Origin of the sequence: Nostoc sp. NZL, assembly GCF_015714705.1 — a bacterium.
Classification (GTDB): domain Bacteria; phylum Cyanobacteriota; class Cyanobacteriia; order Cyanobacteriales; family Nostocaceae; genus Nostoc; species Nostoc foliaceum_A.
The window spans coordinates 11,919-34,969 of the sequence record NZ_WBKL01000082.1 but is presented as its reverse complement, the minus strand read 5'-3'; the positions used below and the strand labels follow the sequence as shown (position 1 = coordinate 34,969).

The following is a 23,051-nucleotide window of genomic DNA, read 5'->3' as shown; positions in this document are numbered from 1 at the left end:
GTAAATGTACAAATTATTATGAATCTGGATTGATACATTTAAGATGCTCACAGCCAAAACCTTGAGTCATCATTGCAGATAGTTGTTGAGAAACTTGTCCATCAAAGTTGAATTCTCGCATGATTTGGTCATACATTTGCCCTTGGGCTATCAGCTTTGCCATTTGCTGAAACTCGACCCAACTCAAATCACTCTCAACAAATGCTTTAGCAAGGGTAATTACCAGTTCCTCATAATCATTGTCTTCCAGTTTCGTCATCATCCGGTGTTCAATGTGAAGCGAATCATCGAAACAGTAATACCAGGATTTCGGTTGCTGCTTAAGTACTCTTCGGAAAAAATCCTGCTGTTTGGAGCGACTAACAGCCTGATCTCCTTCACTACATACCATTAACATAGGGGCAGAAACACAGCCTTGAGCCTTTTCTAAAACCTGACCTCCCAATTCAAGAAATATCCGTAATGCCTTGAGATAAAAACCTTTATAACCAAAATTGCCTGATGCATCTTTGTTGAACCATTCAAAGTAAATTGGCAAAATTTTGATCAGTTGATCGAATAGTGAATAGCGGCTACCCAAATAAGGGGTGAACAATAAGGTGCGGTCAATCTGCTGGGGATGCTTTAAAGCTAACCAAGCAGCTAAAGTTCCACCTGTAGATAATCCACCAATTACAACTTGTTGACCTATCGTTTTGGCAATCTGCAACCATTTGATGACAAATTCCTGGTATATCTGAATATCTGTTGGGAGCGGTGGAGGATTTTGACGGCTCCAGTTACCTGAGCGTCCATGACCGGGTTGTAAAGGAATCAAAACATTGTATCCTGCTTTAAAAAAAGCTTTGCCGAGTGGCTCAAACTGGTAAGGCCCTGCTGTGAAACCATGCAAGAATAGGCAAACTTTTGATGTGGAATTAGGATGAATAAAGAATTTTGAACGACAGGCTTCGTTTTTTAGCCCAAGTGCCGACTCTGATTGATGAACTTGCTCAAGGATCTGTGCTGTCTTGCGAATGGCAACTTCCATTTTATTACTTATCGTACTTCTGCATATATCTGTTATTTTCTTCACTCAGTAAGCCTGCCGAATCTAGCAAATGGTATATTGTTGATTTTGCCGCTCGCAGATGAATAGGAAGTTCGGCTGGTCAAGCATTAGAAACTATATTCATCTCCCTGGTCTGATACTACGATATCTGTCGGTGCGAATATCAGTAATTACTCGATCAATCTGGCTTTTTGCTGCCCCTAAAGTGGCTAGGAGATGTGCGCCTAATTCTAGGGCGGCTTCAAATTCTGGTTGGACGACTTCCTTGGCTCCCATTTGCGTGAGCAGGTCAATTTCATTATCATGGTGCGATCGCGCAATTACATCTAATTTGGGGGCGATCGCTAATGCGCGTTTTAGAAGTAATCGCGAACTGGCAGGATCAGGTAAGGCAATTGCTAGGGCTTTGGCAGTTTCTAAATGAGTTTTCTCTAACACTAATTCGGAATCAGCATCACCAAAAATATAGGGGATGCGCTGCATTCTCAATCTTTGAATAGCGGCTTCACTATTTTCAATGACTAAGACTACATATCCCTGATTGAGCAAAATATTCACAATCACTTGCCCGACTCTTCCGTAACCTGCAACCACAACATGACCGCTAATAGTTTCTGGAATTGAGAAGATGTTGGGTTCTGTAAATTGTCGCAGTAATTTAGCAAAAAACGGGATTTGGGTGAGATATTCTACCAACTGCGGCGCAATTTTGAGCGATATGGGAGTCAGAACTAGTGTAATTGCTGTTGTCTCTAATAGTAGAAAATAAGTTCTTTCGGGAATAAGTTGGAGTTGTAAACCTGCTAAAGCTAAGACAAAAGAAAACTCTCCAATCTGATTAATCCCCAGACTGGTAAGGATGGTAGTCTTGAGGGAATAGCCAAATTTAAAAATGATTGGCATCAAAACAATTGCCTTACCCAGCATGACTAGAGTTACCAGTCCCAAAACTAGCCCCAAATTTTGGATGAGTGCGACTGGATCGATCAGCATTCCAATGGAAGCAAAGAATAGACAAGCAAAGGTATCTCTTAAAGGTAAAACTTTGGCGAGGGCATGATCTGCATGTTCAATTTCCGAAACCATTAACCCGGCAATAAATGCACCCATCTCGATTGACAGACCCAGTTTAGCTGTCACCAAAGCCACACCCAAACATAGAGCAATTACGGTCAGAACGAATAACTCTGTGCTTTCCGTAGCTGCCACGTTACTAATTAACTTCGGCACTATCCAACGACCAAAAGCGATCGCTAATGCTAAAAATAGCAAAACTTTCAGCAAAGCCATACCTATCGCCCAAACAAGTCTTTCTGGTTGGTTGAGGACAGGTAAAAATGCTAACATCAATCCCAACGCTAAATCCTGAGCAATTAAAATTGCCAGCATGACTTGACCGTGGACTGTATTCGTTTCACCTCGTTCTGTCAAAGTTTTCAATACTACTGCTGTGGAGGACAGGGATAGAACCACCCCTAAAAAAATGCCTTGTGTAAAGTTCTCAACCCAACCCAACGCAATTGTTAAAAATGCCACCAAAGCCGTAGTTAGCCCAATTTGCAACAAACTACCCTTAATTGCAATATCCTTGACCCGCTTCAACTCTGCTAAAGAAAATTCCACACCTAGGGCAAATAACAAAAAAGCTACACCAATTGATGCTAGAGATTGAATCCGTGGTACATCGCTTAACAGCTTGAAGCCATAAGGGCCTAGAGCCAATCCAGCCACTAAATAACCCAGCAAAACAGGTTGCCGCAGTCGGTTAGCTAAATATCCTCCTAATGCTGAAGCACCTAGAACAGTTGTGAAGTCCAGAATCAAGCCATGCTCTGCTGCCATATTTTTTTGCTGTTAATCAATTAGTCAGCGCAGGTGTAAGTAGGTTGGTGTAAATAATTATCGTTGGAAAAAGGCAGGGGGCAGGGAGCAGGGGGAGAAAGGGTTTGAGCCTTGTTTACTTTTCTTCACACAGTTTGGTTTTATTGTGCCGACTTACTTAACTGTCAGATAGCTTCTGCGACTGCGATCGCCACCGTCAGATCATCACCGAGGTGGCGGGAAGCCCACTTGCTTTTTGGGGTGTTTCGACTGCGCTCAACACAAGTGTCCGGGATAGCCGCCCCGCCGCTGATGACTGATGACTGTTAACCGTCATCAGTCATCAGTATGCACGTGAAATCCCTTTTAACCAAAATAATATGATGTATCATGAGTGGCTGCCCATTCAGGTTTATAGGTAGCAAGCGATCGCATATACTGAGCACGTTCAAAAGCACTGGGATTTGGGCAATACTTTTGGCTCATACTCCCCTGCATTTGCTGTACTGATTCGTATTCGTATTTTTGCATCCATTCGCGTATTTCCTGCTCAACGACTCGAATGTGGTTAATACCATGTTGTAACAGTACTGAGCAAAGCATCGTAATCTTGGCACCAGCCATGAGCATTTTTAACGCATCATTTCCTCTGTGGATACCACTGGTTGCAGCTAAATCAGCATGAATGCGTCCATAGAGAATTGCAATCCATCGCAGAGGTAATCGCATGGACTGCGGTGTACTTAACAGCACATTAGGTTCAACCTCCAGAAGATTGAGATTAATATCTGGTTGATAAAAGCGGTTAAATAGTACTAAAGCATCAGCACCCGCCTCATCCAAACGTTTTGCCATATTTGCCATATTTGTGAAATATGGGCTAAGTTTGACTGCTACGGGCATAGTTACTACTGCTTTGACTGCACGAAGAATATTAATATAGGTCTGTTCAATTTCATTACTTGTTAGTTCCATATCGGTAGGAACGTAGTAAATATTCAATTCCAGTGCGTTTGCTCCTGCTTGCTGAATTTGTTTGGCATAGTTTGTCCATCCACCAACGGATGATCCATTGAGGCTGGCAATAATCGGAATGTTCACCTTTTCTTTAGCTTTATGGATATGCTCTAAATAAGTTTCTGGCCCCACCCGAAAGCTGGTTGAATTAGGGAAGTAAGTTAAGGCTTCAGGAAAACTTTCAGTACCTTGGGTAAGGTGATGATGGAGTTCATAATATTCTAGGCGCAACTGTTCCTCAAACAGCGAATGCATAACTATCGCTGCTGCACCCGCGTCTTCCATCTGCCGAATGTTGTCAATGTCCTCAGATAGAGGTGATGCAGAGGGAACAAGAGGCGATCGCAATTTCATCCCCATATAAGTTGTAGTCAAATCCATCATCTTTACTCCTTCTTTCAATGTTATGTAGAAGTTTGTTTTCTTCTGTACAAAATCTTTAGTTGCTAAAATATTTGGATGAGATATATCTTGAAATACTCTATTTCTTTTTCCTTTACGTCCTCGGACTCCTTCTATGACGAGACGCTGCACGTTGTTTGTTAAAATATTCTATTCAAGCCGCGAAGATAAATTTTAAAATAATCTCAGAGGATATTTTAAAACTGTTTGGCTATAATTTTTGGTGGGAAACTGGAATCAAAATCCCACTTTTTTAGTGGGCTTTAGGGGGATATCAAACGTTTTTATACCAATCAGACGACTTTTAAAACATCCTCTCACTCAGAGAAGAGAGATTAGGCGAAATCTTTAATTTTCAATAATTTCTTGCAGCCAAATATTGATACATTTGCCAACGGGTTTTCACATCTGCTTGAGCTTCTTTAAGTAACTGCTGTGCCACTTCTTCGTTACTCTTAGTCAACATCTTGAAGCGGTTTTCTAAATACATATATTTCTCTAATGGTAACTTTGGTGTGCGCGAATCAAGTTGTAGTGGGTTTACTCCTTGCTTGATGCGGTCTGGATTAAATCGATACAGTAACCATTGACCTGAATCGACAGCAGCTTTTTGATTCTGCATTGCTGTACTCATATTGATCCCGTGGGCAATGCAATGGCTGTAGGCAATAATTAGCGATGGGCCTTCATAAGCCTCAGCTTCTAGGAAAGCCTTGAGGGTATGTTCATCGCGTGCGCCCATTGCGACGCTGGCAATATAGACATTGCCATAAGTCATCGCCATTAAACCCAAGTCTTTTTTAGGTGCAACTTTACCCCCAGCCGCAAATTTAGCTACAGCTGCTTTGGGCGTGGCTTTGGACATTTGTCCACCTGTATTGGAATAAACTTCAGTATCAAGAATGAGAATATTAACGTTGTGTCCACTGGCTAAGACGTGATCTAGTCCACCGAATCCGATATCGTAACCCCAGCCATCACCACCGATAATCCAAACACTCTTTTTCACTAAGTAATCAGCTAGCGATTTTAGATTTTGGATTTTAGATTTTAAATTGGTGTCTATTTCCGCAGTCAAAATTTTATCTAACTTCTGTTTCAATAGCGCTACCCTTTCTCGTTGTTCCCAAATATCAGCTTCATCTTTTTGTTCGGCATTGAGGATACTATTTGCCAGTTCTTCATCTACATCTGTTGTGAGTTGTTTGAGTAATTCCGCAGCAAATTCTGCTTGTTTATCAATCGAAATGCGAAAACCAAGTCCAAATTCGGCGTTATCTTCAAATAAACTATTAGACCAAGCTGGCCCGCGTCCTTCGAGATTGTGCGTCCAAGGTGTGGTGGGTAAATTACCACCATAGATAGAAGAACAACCAGTTGCGTTGGCAACAATCATGCGATCGCCAAACAACTGTGTTGCTAATTTAATATAAGGTGTCTCGCCACAACCAGCGCAAGCCCCAGAAAATTCAAATAATGGTTCTTGCATCTGCTGTTGGTTAATATGAGTCAGCTTCAGATGGCTTCTATCTGGATTAGGAATATTCAAAAAGAAGTCCCAATTTTCCCGTTCTTGTTCGCGTAATGGTCTTTGCGGTTCCATATTGATGGCTTTGCGGCGTAGTTCTGATTTATTCTTCGCCGGGCAAACATCTACGCAAATTCCGCAGCCAGTACAATCTTCTGCTGCCACTTGGATAGTGTATTTCAAACCTTGCCAATCGTGGTCTTTGGCATTGGCACTCTTAAAGGTCGATGGGGCATTTTCTAACTGCTGCGGTTCGTAAACCTTACTCCGAATGACACTGTGAGGGCACACCATCACGCACTTGCCACACTGAATGCAGACATCTGTATCCCAAACGGGTATTTCTTGGGCAATGTTACGCTTTTCCCATTTTGCTGTACCAGTGGGATAAGTCCCGTCTGCTGGTAAAGCACTAACTGGCAGTTCATCTCCTTGACGGGCAATCATTTTACCTAAGACATCACGGACAAAAGCAGGTGCAGTATCAAGAGTTGGGGATTGTTTTTCTTTCCCATTCCCAATTCCCAATTCCCTATTCCCCACCTCATACAAATTCTCTAATGTCGTATCCACCGCGTTGATGTTCATCTGTACAATTTCGTCGCCCTTCTGGCTGTAAATCTTGCGGATGGAGTTTTTGATGGAGGCGATCGCTTCTTCTCGTGGCAATACACCCGATAAAGCGAAGAAACAAACCTGCATTACTGTGTTGATTCTGCCAGCCATGCCTGCTTGACGAGCAACTTTATAGGCATTAATTACATAAAATTTCAGACGCTTTTGAATAATTTGTTCTTGTACTGATAGCGGCAGATGATCCCAAACTTCATCCTGTTCATAAGGTGAATTAACTAAGAATGTGCCGTCTGGTATGATGTCTTTCAGGATCGGAAATTTTTCGATAAATTCCCATTGATGACAGCCGACAAAGTTAGCTTTGCTGATTAAATAGGTTGAGCGAATTGGTTGTGAACCAAAGCGTAAGTGAGAAACTGTGACAGAACCTGATTTCTTGGAGTCGTAGACAAAATAGCCTTGAGCGTAATTGCTTGTTTCTTCTCCAATAATTTTGATTGAGTTTTTATTAGCGCCCACTGTACCATCTGCACCCAAACCATAAAAAATTGCTCTTACTATGTTGTCTGGTTCAATGCTAAAGTCAGGGTTATAATTCAAGCTGGTGTGGGTGATATCATCGTTAATACCGATGGTGAAATTATTTTTTTTTTGTTCAGCCGCAGCAAGGTTATCAAAGACGGCTTTAATCATCGCTGGCGTAAATTCTTTAGAAGATAAACCGTAACGACCACCCACTACTTGAGGAGGGGGAGATAGGGAAATTCTTGGCCCTGCTTTCGAAGCTTCATGAATTGCATTTACCACATCTAAATAGAGAGGTTCACCTGATGCACCTGGTTCTTTCGTGCGGTCTAAAACTGCTATGCTACGGATAGTTGTTGGTAAAGCAGCGACAAAACGCTTTACATCAAATGGGCGATATAGTCTTACTTTCAAAACACCCACTTTCTCACCACGGGCGTTGAGGTAATCTACTATTTCATGTACAGCCTCACAACCAGAACCCATCAGCACAATAACTCGTTCGGCTGCTGGGTCGCCGTGGTATTCAAATAGTTGGTACTGTCGCCCAGTCATCGCGGCAAATTCATCCATGACTTTCTGGGTGATGTCTGCACAAGCTAGATAGTAAGGATTGACAGTTTCCCTGGCTTGGAAGTAGACATCAGGGTTTTGTGTTGTACCGCGCAAAACTGGTTTGTCGGGGGTGAGGGCGCGTGACCGATGGGCGAATACTAATTCATCGGGAATGAATTCTCGCAAATCATCTTCTGTTAAAGTTTCTACTTTATTAATTTCGTGGGAGGTACGAAAGCCATCAAAAAAGTGTAAGAACGGTATTCGTGATTCTAAGGTTGTCCGTGTTGCTATTAAAGCAAAATCCTGTGCTTCTTGGACTGATGCGGCACACAGCATGGCAAAACCAGTACCCCGCGCTGCCATGACATCGCTGTGGTCACCGAAAATGGAGAGGGCTTGTGCGGCTAGCGATCGCGCGGCAATATGAAATACTGTAGGTGTTAATTCCCCAGCAATTTTGTACATATTGGGGATCATCAACAATAATCCCTGTGATGCTGTAAATGTGGTTGTCAGTGAACCAGTTTGCAAAGCACCATGTACAGCACCAGCTACACCTCCTTCACTTTGCATCTCTACCACCGAGGGAACAGTACCCCAAATGTTGGGTTTGCCTTCACTAGCCCAAGTATCTGCCCACTCAGCCATTGGTGAAGAGGGAGTAATAGGATAAATCGCAATGACTTCATTCAGTCGATAGACGACTTGGGCAACAGCTTCATTGCCGTCTATGGTTGCAAAGCTTCTCTTGTTCATCTTCTTGCACCGGTGAAAGTCTCTAAGCGCTAGCAATGACTAAAGTGGATCTACTTTCGACATTAGAATAAGAAGTTGAGAAACTTGTGAAGAATTGATGGGTTTGTGATTTAAAGTGCCAGCAGCCGTCGCAGTAACTCGGCGCATACCAAACAAAGTCAATTTTTTAACGAACCGCATTCGCGCAGCGTCTCGTTAGAGAAGGACGCATAGACACGTTCGCGGAGCGTCTCGTAGAGAAGTGGCTTCCCGTTCGCGTAGCGTCTCCGAAGGAGAAGGGTAGGGCGCAAAGGAAGAGAAGAAAGAGAAAAAAGGGAAGAAAGAAATGCTTAACTGAACTGTATTGCGGTATAGCCGCCCTGCCGACGTTAACTATTGACTGTTAACCGTCAACCGTCATCAGTATGCACGTGTTATCCCATCCCCTTTTAGGGGTGGGATGAGCTTAATGTTATGTCTTAATATTACCCAGCCAAAGTTTGATACTTTTTAAACATCCGCTCACAACTTTCTTTTCTCATCAGGAATATCTCCCTCAAAAGGTTGAACCCCTGTATCTGGATAATCATCATCCTTGGGTGCAAAAATTCTCGCTGCTGCACTTGAGATGTAGTTGATGATTTGTGCAGGAGCTTCTTTAATTGATTTAAGAAACTGCTGTAATTTTGTTGAGACTGTCATAACATTGTTACTAAATTTATCTACTTCCCAAATTTAAAAAAATAATTTGATGAACTTGTGAGGAAATTATTGTATAGAGTAGTTTTACCAATCTTGGTAAAACATAATTAACAAAAAGATACAAAACTATCTCTATAAATCTATGAAGATGATATATTGCTCAACAACTGAATTTCATTAAGTAATGCGATGTGCGACCTATTCTTGTAACCTCTCTCCAAATCTATCCCCGAAAGGTCGATAGGCTTTGATTCTTACTCCCCTTCTCTCTCTTTGAGACGCTGCGCGAACGTAGGGAAAGGATTGGGGGTTAGCTTTGAGATAAAGTTGTACAGGGCGTTAAGTAAACTTTTTATTCGCCAAAAAGAAGTTAACTCCAAACTCTAACTTTTGACTAAATTTATCTAACTTTGGTTAGAGGTTTAAATTTGGGGGATCAGCAACATAAAGATAAACGGGTAAAATTTACACTCAACATTTATTGGCATTCTTATCTACAGCTTTTGTCGTAGCACTCTTAAATAATTCTTAATTGATTGGATAGCTGCATAAAATACTTATGTTTGTTTCTCTTCCATTAGATTAATTTGCCAAATAAATCAGATTAATATAAAAACATCAAAATCAAAATCAAAATTGTAGAATTTACCAAAAGATTTCTTAAATTGTCAGAATCTTTCAATCCACAGCAGCACTAAAATTTGGTCGGATGTACTTCTGAGAAATTTCCGGCAATGTTGATGATTTTGGCTTACCTTGGGGACAGCCTTGCACTTTGGCATTTTCTCGAATTTTAGATGCTCAAGAGATTTTAATTGCCTACAAAACCTCTACCAATGACCGACGAAATGATTTTGTGATTGTAGACAATAGAAGCTAAAATCCCTTCTCATTGCCTGTTTACAGACCCTTCATGGAGGTGTCAGATGGATTTTCCGACCTTAATTTCAGCACTGACAGCAGCAGCAACCACATTGATCACAGTTCTGCGATATATGCGGGAAGCAGAAAACACAGGAGAACCCTTAAGGGCAAACGGGAAGGGAAAACCTACTCTACCAATGAGGAAATTCCAAACTGCATTCCTAACTAGTGTAATAATCGTTGGTTTGTTGATGGGAGTGGTACGACCTTTAGGGATGTTGCAGCCATCGGAGTTGGCAGCATTCGATTATATGATGCGATCGCGGCCTATTGAGCAACCAGATTCTCGCCTACTAATAATCACAATTAACGATGATGATCTGGAATATCAAGCTCAGAAAAATATGGAAAGGAGAGCCGCATCACTATCAGACCAAGCACTTGATGCACTTTTACAAAAATTGAATCCGCATCAACCGCGAGTCATTGGTTTGGATATTTTTCGTGATTTTGGTGTCAACCTACAATTCAAAGACTTAGTAAAACAATTGCAGAAGAACAACAATTTGATTCTTACGTGCAGTATTGGAGGTATAAAAGCTTCACCTGAAATTCAATTAGCACAATATCAACGTTTGGGATTTAGTAATATTCCCGAAGATCCAAACAAGGTTATCCGTCGCCAATTATTAGCTCAGACACCTAGCAGCCAATGTTATACAGATCAATCATTTAGCCTACGAATTGCACTTCGTTACTTAGAAACAGAAAATATTTCACCAATCCAACAGACTGTAGATCAGAGGTTACAAATTGGTACAGTAATTTTTCCCAAGTTAGTTTCAGATGCTGGTGGGTATCAGTTACCAAGAACAGAAGATTTGGGCTACCAAATTCTCCTCAATTATCGATCGCTGAAACCAGATGAATCAATTGCCCAGCAAATAAGCTTGACGGATATCCTTGAAGGTTCGCAAGACGCTAAACTACCAAGTCTCGTTAATAATCGCATTGTTTTAATCGGTACTACTGCCCCTAGTTTTAGGGATTTTCATATGACTCCCTATGGTACAGAAATGCCTGGAGTGTTAATTCAGGCACACATGGTGAGTCAAATTATTAGTGCTGTGTTAAATCAACGACCCTTGTTATGGTGGTGGCCACAGGCGGTAGAAATTATCTGGGTTTGGCTTTGGGCATTCTTCGTAGGGATATTGATTGAGTATTGGCGATCGCCAGTTAGGAGGGGGCTAGTTGTGGTTATAGCGATCAGTATTTTGTATGGACTATGTTTTTTAGCTTTTATGAAGGGTGGGTGGTTGCCAGTTATACCCACAATACTTAGTTTGTTCCTAACAGGAGTGTGCGTAGTAATTGCCTTAACGTATGTGCAAATCACTTCTACCACTTCTAGTACTCCTAGCGCTCCTACTACTCCTACTACTCCTAGCACTCCTACCAATAGTTAATAGTTTTTAGAGGAAATTATGAGTAACAAGAAGCGAACTTTTCCAAAAAATTCTCTTATCCTCTTTTTGTCTTCGGTTATGGCTGGCTTGACAAGCTACCCCATATTAGTATTTGCAGAGTCTCCCAGATTAACTATAAATTCTAACTTTCGTTTAGTACAATCATCTCGGAGACAAAAGCTAGATTTTACTTCAACAGGTAGACCAAATCGACAAACAGATGCTGCTAGCCGTGGTAATTGTGATGGAATAGAAGCAACAGAACTAACTGCTTTGGTGCCTAAAAATGGGGGATCTACTGTATCTGAGTATCCTACTTTTTGGGTTTATGTTCCTAATCTCCCGAAAGATATCAGATATGCTGAGTTAGTATTGCAGGATGAAGCAGAACAAAAAACCATAGAAAGAACTCGATACACACTTCAATCAACACCAGGATTTGTTAATGTTACTGTGCCATCAAAACCCCAAAATTCATTAAAACAAGGCAAGGTTTATAATTGGTCTTTTCGGATGGTTTGTAATGATGGAAATAGTTTTGATGTTGGTGGAACAGTAGAACGAATAAACCTTGGTTCTGCTAATACTAATGATTACCAAAGCTATTTAAATAATAAGATTTGGTATGATGCCTTGAATAATTTAGCTGAACGTCGCCGTCGCAATCCACAAGATCCAACATTAAAACAGGAATGGGCTGATTTATTAAAAGCTAATGGTGTGGTTGGCTTAGAAAGACTGGCTCAAGAATCTCGTTTTGGTACTGTAGTTTCCCAAAATTAAAGCCAATTTCCTACTAAAACAAAGGGGGCCCAATAATAAGGACGCTCCCATTTTTTATTGCGATCGCGATTGTTTAATAGAGCTAACTGAGCTTGCTGAAGAGCCTCAGCTTTACTGACATTTTTTCGGCCATTGGCATTAACTAATTTACTATAAAATTCACCCATGAGTTCAGATGTAGACTCATCATTTACTGACCACAAGCTGGCTAGTGTACTTCTTGCTCCGGCTCGTACAGCAACACCAGCTAGCCCTAAAGTAGCGCGGCTGTCTCCTGTGGCTGTTTTACAAGCACTGAGAACAAGTAGTTCAATCGATATTGGTTGATTTATCTTACCTGATCGCAGTAATTTATCCAAATCTTTGATTTTAATTAGGTGATCCCAGGTAGCAATAAAAGTCTTTTCGGGGTCAGAGTTAAATTCTCCGTGAGTTGCTAAGTGAACAATAGTATATTTGGCATTTGCTAGATGCTCTTGCAGTGTAGCTTTGAGAAAAGCCCGATCCAGTAACTTTTCATTGTTTGGCAGTTGCTTTTGAATTTTTCCTAATTCATTAGGTACAAATTTAAGATTAGAGAATAACTGATTTTCGTCAGGAAAACTACGCTGTTCACTCATGCCAGCAAGCATGGCATTGAGGCGGACATTTGCTAAAGGACGAGGACTGATCAGTTGAAGACCAGGGGTGATAACTAAAGCATATTTTTGTACTAAATATTCTTGACTGGCACGATCATAAAGAACTGCCATTGGGATATTTCGTAATAGACCATCCAATACAAATACTAAGGTTTTGACTTTACTATCAACTAGCTTGCTTTGTGCTGGTTTAATTAACCAATCGTATGTCTGTTGTGATAGTTCCTGAATTTCACCAGCAAAGCGTGTTTTATCGTTGAGACGCTCTATTAATTGTGTTAAGTTGTCTTTTAATTGGGCTTGAGTAACTGTTGTAGTGTAGTGTTCTAAGTTTTCTTGCCCTGGCAATTTGAGAATTAACTCTAAGCGATCCGGCAAGGTAATTGTATATAAAACTGCTGCTGCTGGAGTAGCTTTATCTACGACTCGATCAATCTGTTGTGGTTTAGCTTCAATGCAGGCATCTCGAAAGTAATCATCCAGTTCTGCCAGCTGAAGTGCTTCAATTGCATCACGAGCTTGTTTGAGGTTGGTTTGGTTAGAGTTATTAGCTTGCAACAGTAAACCGACAAATTCCCGATAAACTGGGGCTACACTGTCTCGAAACGTGTATTGTATGTCTGGATTAATTACAGTTAAGTCTTTACGCAGTGACTTGAGAGTTTCAACCGCAGCTGTATACGCTGCGATGGCTCCTTGTTGGTTCTCCTGAATTCGCCGCAGTCGTCCTAATTGCCATTGCCAACGATAGGCAATATGTGGCGCATCAAAAGCCGAAACTAGTTGCAATGCTTCTTGAGTAAACCTTTGAGCATTTGGTATTTCCCCAATTTCTTGGTAAACTCCGCCTAAATAACCTAAAGCGTAGGCTTGTGCTTGGTTGTCTTGCAAAACTTGAGCCTGGTTACGTGCGGTGGTGACAATTTTTGCAATATCTTCCCACGCAGGAATCAGCGTAGGTTGCAAAGTATTACCCCCAGTGTTAGTTGTTTTTTCCTGGCTTACACCACACTGCTGAAGTAGGGGGGACGACAGTTGAGATACTTCTGGATTTACTGCTGATTTTAGACAAATTAGATTTTGTGCCAAATTTATTTGAGCATAGATGGCTCCATGACTCATTGGCAATTTATCTAGCTGGGATTGAATTTTAGGCAGTAGCGTTGATATCTCAGACCATTGTTGAGTCTCGATGAGGAGACTGAGTAAATTTAGTTTTGCCTTGGCGCTAATGTTTGCATCGGTAGATAATTCAGCTTGGTGATAGCAGGCTGCTGCTTGTTGGTATAGTTCGGAAACAGTATTATTTGCTCGTGCCATGCAGTCTTGAGATGATGTGAATGTAATTGGCGTGGGAATGGTTTCTATTTGGGCTTTTTGATTGCCCAAAGACAGAACTGTATTACCTAAACTGAAGTAGCCAGCAGCCAAGTTTTGGGAATCACCCAATTGTTTTGCTAATTTCACACTTTCTGCCAAGATTAGTTGGGACTGTTCGCTGTTGCCAATTACTCGCAGAACATCACCAAGACTACGTAATCCTAAAACTTGTAAAGACGCTAAATCGCCTGTTCCTGAGAATTTCTCTGTCAGGGTTTGCAACTGTTGTTTTGAGATATCAAGGTCTTGATGCTCAAGTTCTAAAGATTCTAGTAATATTTCACAAGCCCGGCGATAAAGCCCTAATTCTTGCATTGCCTGAGCTTGGTTAATCTGACTCTGGATGAACTTATGTTTATTGCCGATATTCTTATATATATCAGCTGCCTGTTGCCAAGTTTTCAGGGCTATTTGCGATCGCCCAACTGCTAGTTGTAGCTGTCCTTGAATATCCAACGTTTGCGCCTGGATGAGGCGTTGCGTTGGTGTTTTTTCCTGGATTTCTAGGAGTTTGAGACTAGTTGCGATCGCCTGTTTTGCTTCAGCCCACTTACCTAGTTGTTGCTGTGTAAGCGAAAGATTACTCAAAGCCATTGCCTGATTGAGATTATCGCCTTGAGCAGCAAAACCTTCAGCCGTTTTTTGCCAAACCAAAGCCGCCTGCTCAAACTGTCCGGTAGTGTAGAGTTTTTTGGCTTGTTCCACCAGTTGTAAGGGATTTTGCTGAGTTTGAACGATGATAGATGATGCAGAGACTTGGTGAGCAACCAGGGGAATGCTCAAGGAGAGGACAAATAAAAGTATTAAGAGGATGAGCGATCGCGGTTTAGTTACTGTGCGCGATCGTTTGGCTAGATTTTGTAATCTCTGAAATAGGTTAGACAGTTTGATATACATAATTCTGCCTTCCTCGTTGATTTTTTCTTTATGGGTTAAAAATACGTGAATTCCAGACTTTGGCTTAACCCCTAGACTTTGGCTTAACCCCTCTCCAAACCTCTCCCCGCGACGGGTAGAGGCTTTGACTCTTGTTCCACTTCCCCTGTAGGGAAGGGGTTGGGGGTTAGGTTTAAAAGAACGTTGCACACCACGTTTAATTACGAATTACGAATTAATTCAAGGTACTGGACAGACATCTGAATTAAGGAGACGTTGCGAACCCGTACCTGTAGGGTCGTATGCTGTAAGCATCACCTCACCATTCTTGTCGAATATCCATCCTTGGGCAGGCACAATGGGTTTGACAACTGAAGATTTAGTTTTCTGCTCTGTCTCCCTGCGCCTCTGCTCCCCTGCGCCTCCACTTCCCCCAGGTGCAGGCTCGACTAAATCAACTCGCACAGCATCACTGCTAGTAGCTTCATTGGGGCTAGGTGGTACGCCACCTCGTCCAGTAATGATAAACTTACTGTTTAAACCCCGTTGACAGGGATTTTGGGCAATTTGCTCAGTGGGATCAACAACATTCTTGGGCAATTCAACTAAACCATGACTGGGATCAACATTTGAGAGGTTGAGTTTGACTTCACCACTGAATTCTAGCCCCCGTTCAGAAGAGGAAGTAATATCACTCTCTAATGTTGGTTGCTTCCGAAACTTGATGCCAAATATACCTTGAGCATTGATGCTTACTCTTCCCCCAAAACTTTCTTCAGCATCAGCACTAATATTACTGTCTTCTGTTGGAACAGCAACTAAGCTTTCAGTCTTAATGGTGATATTGCCACCAGTTGCAGAGCCTGTGGCATTGGTGGTAATGTTGCTGTTGCGGCGCAAGATTAAATCACGAGAGTTTAGAATAATATTGCCTTTACCCCCAGAAGTATTAGCTCTAATAGATGCCTTGTTATCTAGACGAATATCTTTAGGTGTTGTGATTTCTATATTGCCAGCATTGCCTTTTACACCAGACTCCACATCACTGGTGATTCCACTAAAGAAAATATCTTGTTTTCCTGCTAAGTCTGTATTAGAAAAACCATCAAAGATAACGTCTTTACTGGCCTGAATGTTTATGTTGCCAGCATTACCTTTTCCAGGAAGCTGGTTATCGTATGCTCCACGAACTATGGTTTGAATTTGAGAACCATTAAGTAACGACAGTGAACCAGTTTTAATCTTAACTTCACCACCCTGTCCTACTGCTCCACTTTCTACATTGTTGAAGATATAACTGCTATTTTCTAGATTGATTCCATCATCAGCCTGCAATGAAATCATGCCAGCACGGCTTGGTTGTCCAGTCGTATCCTGTTGTTGTGAAGAAGTGCTGGAATTTAGGCTTGCCCTATCTCTCATGCTCAGTGATCGAGCTTTAATCTCAATTACGCCAGCATTGCCAACTCCAGTGTTTTTCACATCGCTGTAGATGGCAGTCTCACTACCTGTTAGTGAGACGGAATCTTTGGCTTGCACAAATATGTTTCCTGCATCTCCGGTTCCAAAAGTGTTAGCAGTTAGTTCAGCGCGATCGCTTAAGGAGAGCATCCCTGTTTTGATATTGATATCACCACCTTTACCAATCGCTCCCTCACCTAAAACACTGCGAATGCTACTGGGATTTCGATTCACATCATTAGTAACACCAGAAATTGTCAGTGCATCACGGACATCAATATTCACCTTGCCTGCATTGCCACGACCAGCAGGTTGTCCATCTTTGGCTCCACGAACGATGGTTTGAATTTGAGAGCCATTGCGTAAAGACAGTGAGCCTGCTTGAATCTTCACCTCCCCACCCTGTCCTTTTGCTTCATGTTCTAAATTACTGTGAATATCGCTGCGATCAAGGGTTACTGCGTCATCAATGTCCAATGTTACAGTTCCAGCTTGGCTTAATTTTCCCTCAGTATTCTGTGTTGCAGAGGTGTCTGTTTGTATGTAAGAGCCATCTTTCATATTGAGTGACCTAGCTTGAATACTAATGTCACCTCCATTCCCTATTGCTCCAATATTCGCCTTACTAAAGATATTACTATTCTCTAGCGAAATTAAATCTTTAGCTTGTACCAAGATGCTACCTGCATTTCCTTGTCCACTTGTACTAGAGCTTAGTTCTGAACCACCACCGAGGGCAACAGAATCTGAAACATTTACCTGAATATTGCCAGCATTAGAAAATCCCTGAGTTTCTGCTTGTCTAAAAGTATCAGTAAATAATTTAGCGCCATTAGTAAGAGACAGTGTACGTGCATTGATTGTAATGTCAGCACTCTGTCCAGTACCTACAAACTGAAATCCTTGTATTTCTCCTTTGCCAAATACAGAGGTGCTGACCGCAGTTCCTATTCCATCAAAAGAAACAGTTGCATCCTTGGCTTGAATAACTATGTTTCCTGCATTCCCTGATCCAGCAGTAATTGCTTGCAGATTTGAGCCACTGCTTAAAAAGATCGAGTCTGTTAGGTTAACTTGAATATTCCCAGCATTCCCTTTTCCAAGTGTCGATGTAGCTATTTGAGCGTTATTAGATAAAGAAAGCGATCGCGCATTGATCACAATGTCATCTGCACTCCCTATGGCTGATGGTGCTACAGCACTGACTACTCCGCTACCTTTTCTGCCTGCGTCCAAGGACAAAAAATCCCTAGCTGTAATAGTCACTCTTCCAGCATCCCCTTTTCCAAAAGTGGATGAACCAATCACAAAATTCCCTTTTCCTTCAAGGGAATGTGTATTTATTAGTACATCTCCCGCATTTCCTGATGATGCCAAACCTACTGTATTACTAATTTGACTAAAGGAATTAGCTTCTCCCTGAATTATCACTTTATCTGTCGTATCTATTTCAATATTGCCTGCCTGTGCGCCAATTACTTCCAAACCTGATTTTATCCCTGCCGAAAGGGAACTTCCTCCTGTTAGCTCTAAATTTTGAGCGTAGATGTTAACACTACCTCCCCCTCCAGCAGTAACATCTATCTGAGTGCCATTGGTCAGTGATACATTGCCTCGCGCTACACCATCAGGAAAACTCAAGCTACCATCACTTTTCAGACCAACTATTCCTGCTGCTGCCAAACCTCCTAAAGCAACTTGTCCTCCTGATCCTGTCAATCTTCCCCTATTTAAACTAATGTCTCCACCTACAAGAGATAAAGTTTTCCCTGACGTTACCTGAAGCCCTACATTATCGGCATCGGCTACAAATCGATTGGTGATACTTGCTGGATTATCCCGAAACTGCAAGCCAATGGGAATATTAATCGCCAACATGGGTGGTACTTGCGGGTTGATGGCGCTAAACTCCAACCCACTATCAAACAATAAACTGTTCGCTGTACTAGCCAAGAATGAACCGCGCATATCTAGACGCGCATCTGACCCAAAGAAAATCCCATTAGGATTGATGAAAAATAGATTGGCGTTGCCGTCTTCAACACCAAGCGTTCCGAATATATTGGAAGGTCTTCCCCCTGTAACCCGACTGAGAATGTTGTCAATTCCAGCCGGATTGGAAAAATAGGCTTTTCCTTCTTGACCAACATTAAATTCCCGAAAACTATGAAAAAGGTTCGCTCCCCGACGCGCACCGCCATTAATTCGGTCAGTTTTGGCATTCGAGTTGACTACTGACCTTTCAGCACCAAGACTATTATCAGGAATTATCTGCCCTTTGGCCGTGTCTATGGAAGCAAGATACCCCAATGTGGACAGGGGTAAGGTGATGAAAAAGAGCGATCGCCATTTGCTGATTTTATGCGATCGTTTGGCTAGATTTTGTAATCTCTGAAATAGGTTAGACAGTTTAAAATTCATATTCTGCCTTCCTTGTCAATATTTTCTAGAGCTTAATAGACTAAAAAATCAAAATCAGGCTACAGAAGCAACTCTGGAAATTTAGATAAAATCTGACAAATCTTAATTATGTAGCTTACTTACCGCAGAGTATTACGAATTACCAATTACGAATTACTTCAAGGCACTAGGCAAGAATCTGGACTGAGAGGACGTTGAGAACCTGTGCCTGTAGGGTCATAAGCTGTGAGCATCACCTCACCATTTTTGTCGAATATCCATCCTTGGGCAGGCACAATTGCTTTAGAAACTGAAGATTTAGTTTTCTCCTCTGCGCCTCTGCGCCTCTGCTCCCCTACTCCCCTGCTTTCCGCAAGTGCAGGCTCGACTAAATCGACTCGCACAGCGTCACTGCTAGTTGCGTCATTGGGGCTAGGTGGTAAACCACCGCGTCCAGTGATGATAAATTTGCTACCTACACCCCGTTGACAAGGATTTTGGGCAATTTGCTCAGTGGAATCAACGGCATTCTTTGGCAATTTAACTAACCCATGACTGGGGTCAACATTTGAGATATTGAGTGTTACTTCGCCACTGAATTTCGGCCCCCGTTCAGAAGAAGCAGTTATGTCACTCTTTGGAGTTGGTAGCTTACGGGATTGAGTGCCAAATTTACCTTTAGCATAGATGTCTGCCTTCCCACCAAAGCTTTCTTCTGCATTGGCTGTGATATCACTATTTTCAAAAGCTACTAAGTTGTTGGTGTTGATATTAATGTTGCCACCAGTTGCAGAGCCTCTGGCGTTGGTAGCGATGTTGCTGTTGCGGCGCAAGATTAAATCGCGGGAGTCTAGAGTAATATTACCTTGTCCACCTCGTGTATTAGCACTGATGGATGCCTTATTGTCTAGCCAGATGTCTTGATCAGTTGTGATTTTTATATTGCCTGCTTGGAAGTTATTCTTATCGCTATCAGTACTTATTTGAGAGCCATTATTTAAAGACAGGGAATTGATTTTGAGCTTAATGTTGCCTGCATTTCCTTGCCCCTTTGTGCTAGAAGATATTTGAGCTTTATCACTCATCAAAAGTGACCCGATCTTCTCGGTACCAATATCTATATTGCCACCATTGCCATTGCCCCCCTCTTCGACAGTGCTGAAGATACCACTGTCGAAGCGATCATTACCCACTCCCACAATTTGGATATCATCAACTTTGAGTTTGACATCTCCGGCTTTAGTCTTGCCATCAGGGACTTTGCCTCCATCAGCACCACCACGGATAAAGGTATTCAGTTGTCCCCCATTGGTCAACGATAGTGACCTAGCAGTAATATTGATATCTCCGCCTTGGCCTTTACCTCCTGCTTCTACGGTACTGAAGACAGCACTGGTGGAGTCATTATGCACACCATCAAAAGATACAGTATCTTTGGCTTTAATCGTCACACTGCCTGCATCTCCTGTTCCAGCCGTACTGGCAGATATTTGAGCGCCGTCCCTGACTGACAGCGACCCAATCTTTATATCAATATCAATATTGCCAGCATTGCCTCTAGCTTTAGGTTCCACTTTGCTGGAGATGCCACTAGGGAAGCGATCATTACCCACTCCCACAATTTGGATATCATCATCAACTTTGAGCTTGACATCTCCAGCTTTAACATTGTTATCAGGGTCATCAGGGGCTTTGCCTCCACCAGCACGGATAAAGGTATTCAGTTGTCCCCCATTGGTTAACGACAGTGACCTAGCAGTAATATTGATGTCTCCGCCATTGCCTTCACCTCCAGCTTCTACAGTACTGAAAGCAGCGCTGGGATAGCCTTGGTTCTCTACACCATCAAAAGATACGGTATTTTTGGCTGTAATCGTCATACTGCCTGCGTTGCCCTTTCCAGCAGTACTGGCAGATATTTGAGCGCCATCTCTTACTGAGAGGGAGCCAATATCCATCTTAATACTGCCACCATTACCTGTAGCGCCCGATCCGACACTGGTGAAGATGCCACTAGGGAGACGTTTATTACTCATCTCTGCCACCCCTATAATCTCAACTGCATCGTCAACTTTGAGCTTGATATTTCCGGCATTATTATTGTCATCTGGGGTTGTGCTTTTTGCTTCGCGGATAAACGTGTTCAGTTGTCCTCCATTTTTTAAAGAGAGTGACTTTGTAGTGATGCTAATATGTCCACTTTTGCCCTCACCTCCTGTTTGTACATTACTGAAAACTGCGCTGGGATCGCCTTGGTTATCTACACCATCAAAAGATACGGTATCAGTAGCATTAATTGTTACACTACCTGCATCGCTCTTTCCAGAAGTACTTGCAGATATTTGAGCACCATCCTTCACATCTAGTGATTTTATGACTAGCTCTATTTTGCCCCCCCTTCCAGTTGCATCACTGTTCACATCGCTTAAGATTATGCCATTCCTCAAAGAGACATTTGCATTAGAAGCATCAATACTTATATTGCCTGCTTTTCCAGATCCAGATGTATTAGCTTGCAAGTTGGAGCCATCATTGATAACAATAGAATCAGTAGCTTTAAGTTGAATATCTCCAGCATTCCCTTGTCCGGTCGTCGAAGTATCTATTTGAGCATTGTTGGATAAGGATAATGAAGAAGCATCAATACTTATATTGCCTGCATTTTCTGACCCACTGGTAACAGCTTGCAAGTTGGAGCCACCATTTATAACAATAGAATCAGTAGCTTTAAGTTGAATATCTCCAGCATTCCCTTGTCCGGTCGTCGACGAAGTATTTATTAGAGCATTGTTGGATAAGGATAATGAAGAAGCATCAATACTTATATTGCCTGCATTTTCTGACCCACTGGTAACAGCTTGCAAGTTGGAGCCACCATTTATAACAATAGAATCAGTAGCTTTAAGTTGAATATCTCCAGCATTCCCTTGTCCGGTCGTCGACGAAGTATTTATTAGAGCATTGTTGGATAAGGATAATGAAGAAGCATCAATACTTATATTGCCTGCATTCCCTTGTAGAAGGGTTGAGGTATCTATTAGAGCATTGTTGGATAAGGATAGCGATCGCGCCTTAATATTTACCTCTGCTCTATTACCTCCTACGTTGGGTCTAGCATAACCAAAGAAGGCTTCATAATACTCCAGTATCAACTGAGCCTCATGACCAATATTCCCCTTTCCACCGGGAGTTATCTGCCAACCTGGTTTTTTTAGCTCATCTGCAAAATTTTCTGGGCTAATGAAGGCTATTGACCCTTGAATTGTCACTTTATCTGTAGCATCAATTTCAATCTTGCCTGCTTGCTCACTAAAGGTTTCCAATTCTTGTTCTACCCCAGCCCAAAGCGAGCTTCCTTCTAAAAGCTCCAGGTTTTGAGCTTTAATATTAATATTGCCCCCATTTTCAGCAATTACATTAACCAACGCATCATTAGTGAGTGATACATCGCTTCGTGTCACACCATCAGGAAAACTCAAGCTACCATCACTGTTAAAACCAACTATTCCTTTCCCTGCTAAACCCCCTAAGTTGACTTGTCCTCCGGCTGCGGTCAATCTTCCTTCATCTAAACTAATGTCCCCACCTACAAGAGATAAACTTTTCCCTGAATCCACCTGAAGCCCCACATCATCAGCTACAGACCGGTTAGTGATCCTCCCTGGATTATCCCGAAACCGCAAACCAATGGGAATATTAATCGCCAGCATGGGTGGTGCTTGCGGGTTGGTAGTGCTAAATTCCAACCCACCATCAAACAATAAACTGTTTGCTGTACTCGCCAAGAATGAACCGCGCATATCTAAACGCGCATCTGACCCAAAGAAAATCCCATTAGGATTGATGAAAAATAGATTGGCGTTGCCGTCTTCAACACCAAGCGTTCCGAATATATTGGAAGGTTTTCCCCCTGTAACCCGACTGAGAATGTTGTCAATTCCAGCCGGATTGGAAAAATAGGCTTTTCCTTCTTGACCAACATTAAATTCCTGAAAACTATGAAAAAGGTTTGCCCCCCGACGCGCACCGCCATCAATTAGATCGGTGTTGGCATTCGAGTTGACAACTGACTGTTCAGTACCGAGACTCTTATCAGGAATTATCTGCCCTTTGGCGGTGTCCATAGAAGCAAGACACCCTAAGGTAGCTAAAGGTAAGCTGATGAGAAAGAGCGATCGCCTCAGTCCTTGCATACTCTCCAACCTCTGGAATATTAGTTAGGAAGGCGATGGTAAATTTCAACTATTTCACAGAAGGTTGAT

General features: G+C 42.1%; 11 protein-coding genes. 3 read left to right on the top strand and 8 right to left on the bottom strand.

Features of this window, described 5'->3' with window-relative positions; translation table 11 throughout:
• Nucleotides 1-16: 16 nt before the first annotated feature.
• Nucleotides 17-1,030: an alpha/beta hydrolase gene (locus F8R90_RS12145; RefSeq protein WP_196510941.1), complete on the bottom strand. Its 1,014-nt coding sequence runs from the start codon at nucleotides 1,028-1,030 to the stop codon at nucleotides 17-19.
• A 141-nt stretch (nucleotides 1,031-1,171) separates the two neighbouring features.
• Complete coding sequence (locus F8R90_RS12140; RefSeq protein ID WP_196510940.1) at nucleotides 1,172-2,893, bottom strand: cation:proton antiporter; 1,722 nt, start codon at nucleotides 2,891-2,893, stop codon at nucleotides 1,172-1,174.
• Nucleotides 2,894-3,004: 111 nt separating this feature from the next.
• Between F8R90_RS12140 and F8R90_RS12135 the strand changes: the two genes are divergently transcribed.
• Nucleotides 3,005-3,202: a hypothetical protein gene (locus tag F8R90_RS12135; protein WP_196510939.1), complete on the top strand. Its 198-nt coding sequence runs from the start codon at nucleotides 3,005-3,007 to the stop codon at nucleotides 3,200-3,202.
• Nucleotides 3,203-3,238: 36 nt separating this feature from the next.
• On the opposite strand, the gene F8R90_RS12130 is transcribed toward F8R90_RS12135, so the two are convergent.
• The 3 genes from F8R90_RS12130 to F8R90_RS12120 all read right to left on the bottom strand — a co-directional run bounded on the left by F8R90_RS12130 (nucleotide 3,239) and on the right by F8R90_RS12120 (nucleotide 8,915).
• Nucleotides 3,239-4,270, bottom strand: a complete 1,032-nt coding sequence (locus F8R90_RS12130) for a dihydroorotate dehydrogenase-like protein (RefSeq protein ID WP_196510960.1) — start codon at nucleotides 4,268-4,270, stop codon at nucleotides 3,239-3,241.
• A gap of 376 nt (nucleotides 4,271-4,646) precedes the next feature.
• The gene (gene nifJ, locus F8R90_RS12125; protein WP_196510938.1) at nucleotides 4,647-8,234 is read right to left on the bottom strand and encodes a pyruvate:ferredoxin (flavodoxin) oxidoreductase; all 3,588 of its coding nucleotides are present in this window, start codon (nucleotides 8,232-8,234) and stop codon (nucleotides 4,647-4,649) included.
• Between the two features lie 501 nt (nucleotides 8,235-8,735).
• Nucleotides 8,736-8,915: a hypothetical protein gene (locus F8R90_RS12120; RefSeq protein WP_196510937.1), complete on the bottom strand. Its 180-nt coding sequence runs from the start codon at nucleotides 8,913-8,915 to the stop codon at nucleotides 8,736-8,738.
• Nucleotides 8,916-9,841: 926 nt separating this feature from the next.
• Between F8R90_RS12120 and F8R90_RS12115 the strand changes: the two genes are divergently transcribed.
• Nucleotides 9,842-11,248, top strand: coding sequence for a CHASE2 domain-containing protein (locus F8R90_RS12115; protein ID WP_196510936.1), 1,407 nt, complete (start codon nucleotides 9,842-9,844; stop codon nucleotides 11,246-11,248).
• Nucleotides 11,249-11,326: 78 nt separating this feature from the next.
• Nucleotides 11,327-12,031 carry a DUF928 domain-containing protein gene (locus F8R90_RS12110; RefSeq protein WP_230966272.1) on the top strand — a complete coding sequence of 235 codons (705 nt, stop codon included), beginning with the start codon at nucleotides 11,327-11,329 and terminating at the stop codon, nucleotides 12,029-12,031.
• On the opposite strand, the gene F8R90_RS12105 is transcribed toward F8R90_RS12110, so the two are convergent.
• The 3 genes from F8R90_RS12105 to F8R90_RS12095 all read right to left on the bottom strand — a co-directional run bounded on the left by F8R90_RS12105 (nucleotide 12,028) and on the right by F8R90_RS12095 (nucleotide 22,982).
• Nucleotides 12,028-14,949 (bottom strand): CHAT domain-containing protein, encoded by a 2,922-nt coding sequence (locus tag F8R90_RS12105; protein ID WP_196510934.1) that lies wholly within the window; start codon nucleotides 14,947-14,949, stop codon nucleotides 12,028-12,030. The two genes, F8R90_RS12110 and F8R90_RS12105, sit on opposite strands and share 4 nt — an antisense overlap.
• A 219-nt stretch (nucleotides 14,950-15,168) precedes the next feature.
• Nucleotides 15,169-18,810: a two-partner secretion domain-containing protein gene (locus F8R90_RS12100; protein WP_196510933.1), complete on the bottom strand. Its 3,642-nt coding sequence runs from the start codon at nucleotides 18,808-18,810 to the stop codon at nucleotides 15,169-15,171.
• 158 nt (nucleotides 18,811-18,968) lie between these two features.
• Complete coding sequence (locus F8R90_RS12095; RefSeq protein WP_196510932.1) at nucleotides 18,969-22,982, bottom strand: two-partner secretion domain-containing protein; 4,014 nt, start codon at nucleotides 22,980-22,982, stop codon at nucleotides 18,969-18,971.
• Between the last annotated feature and the right edge of the window lie 69 nt (nucleotides 22,983-23,051).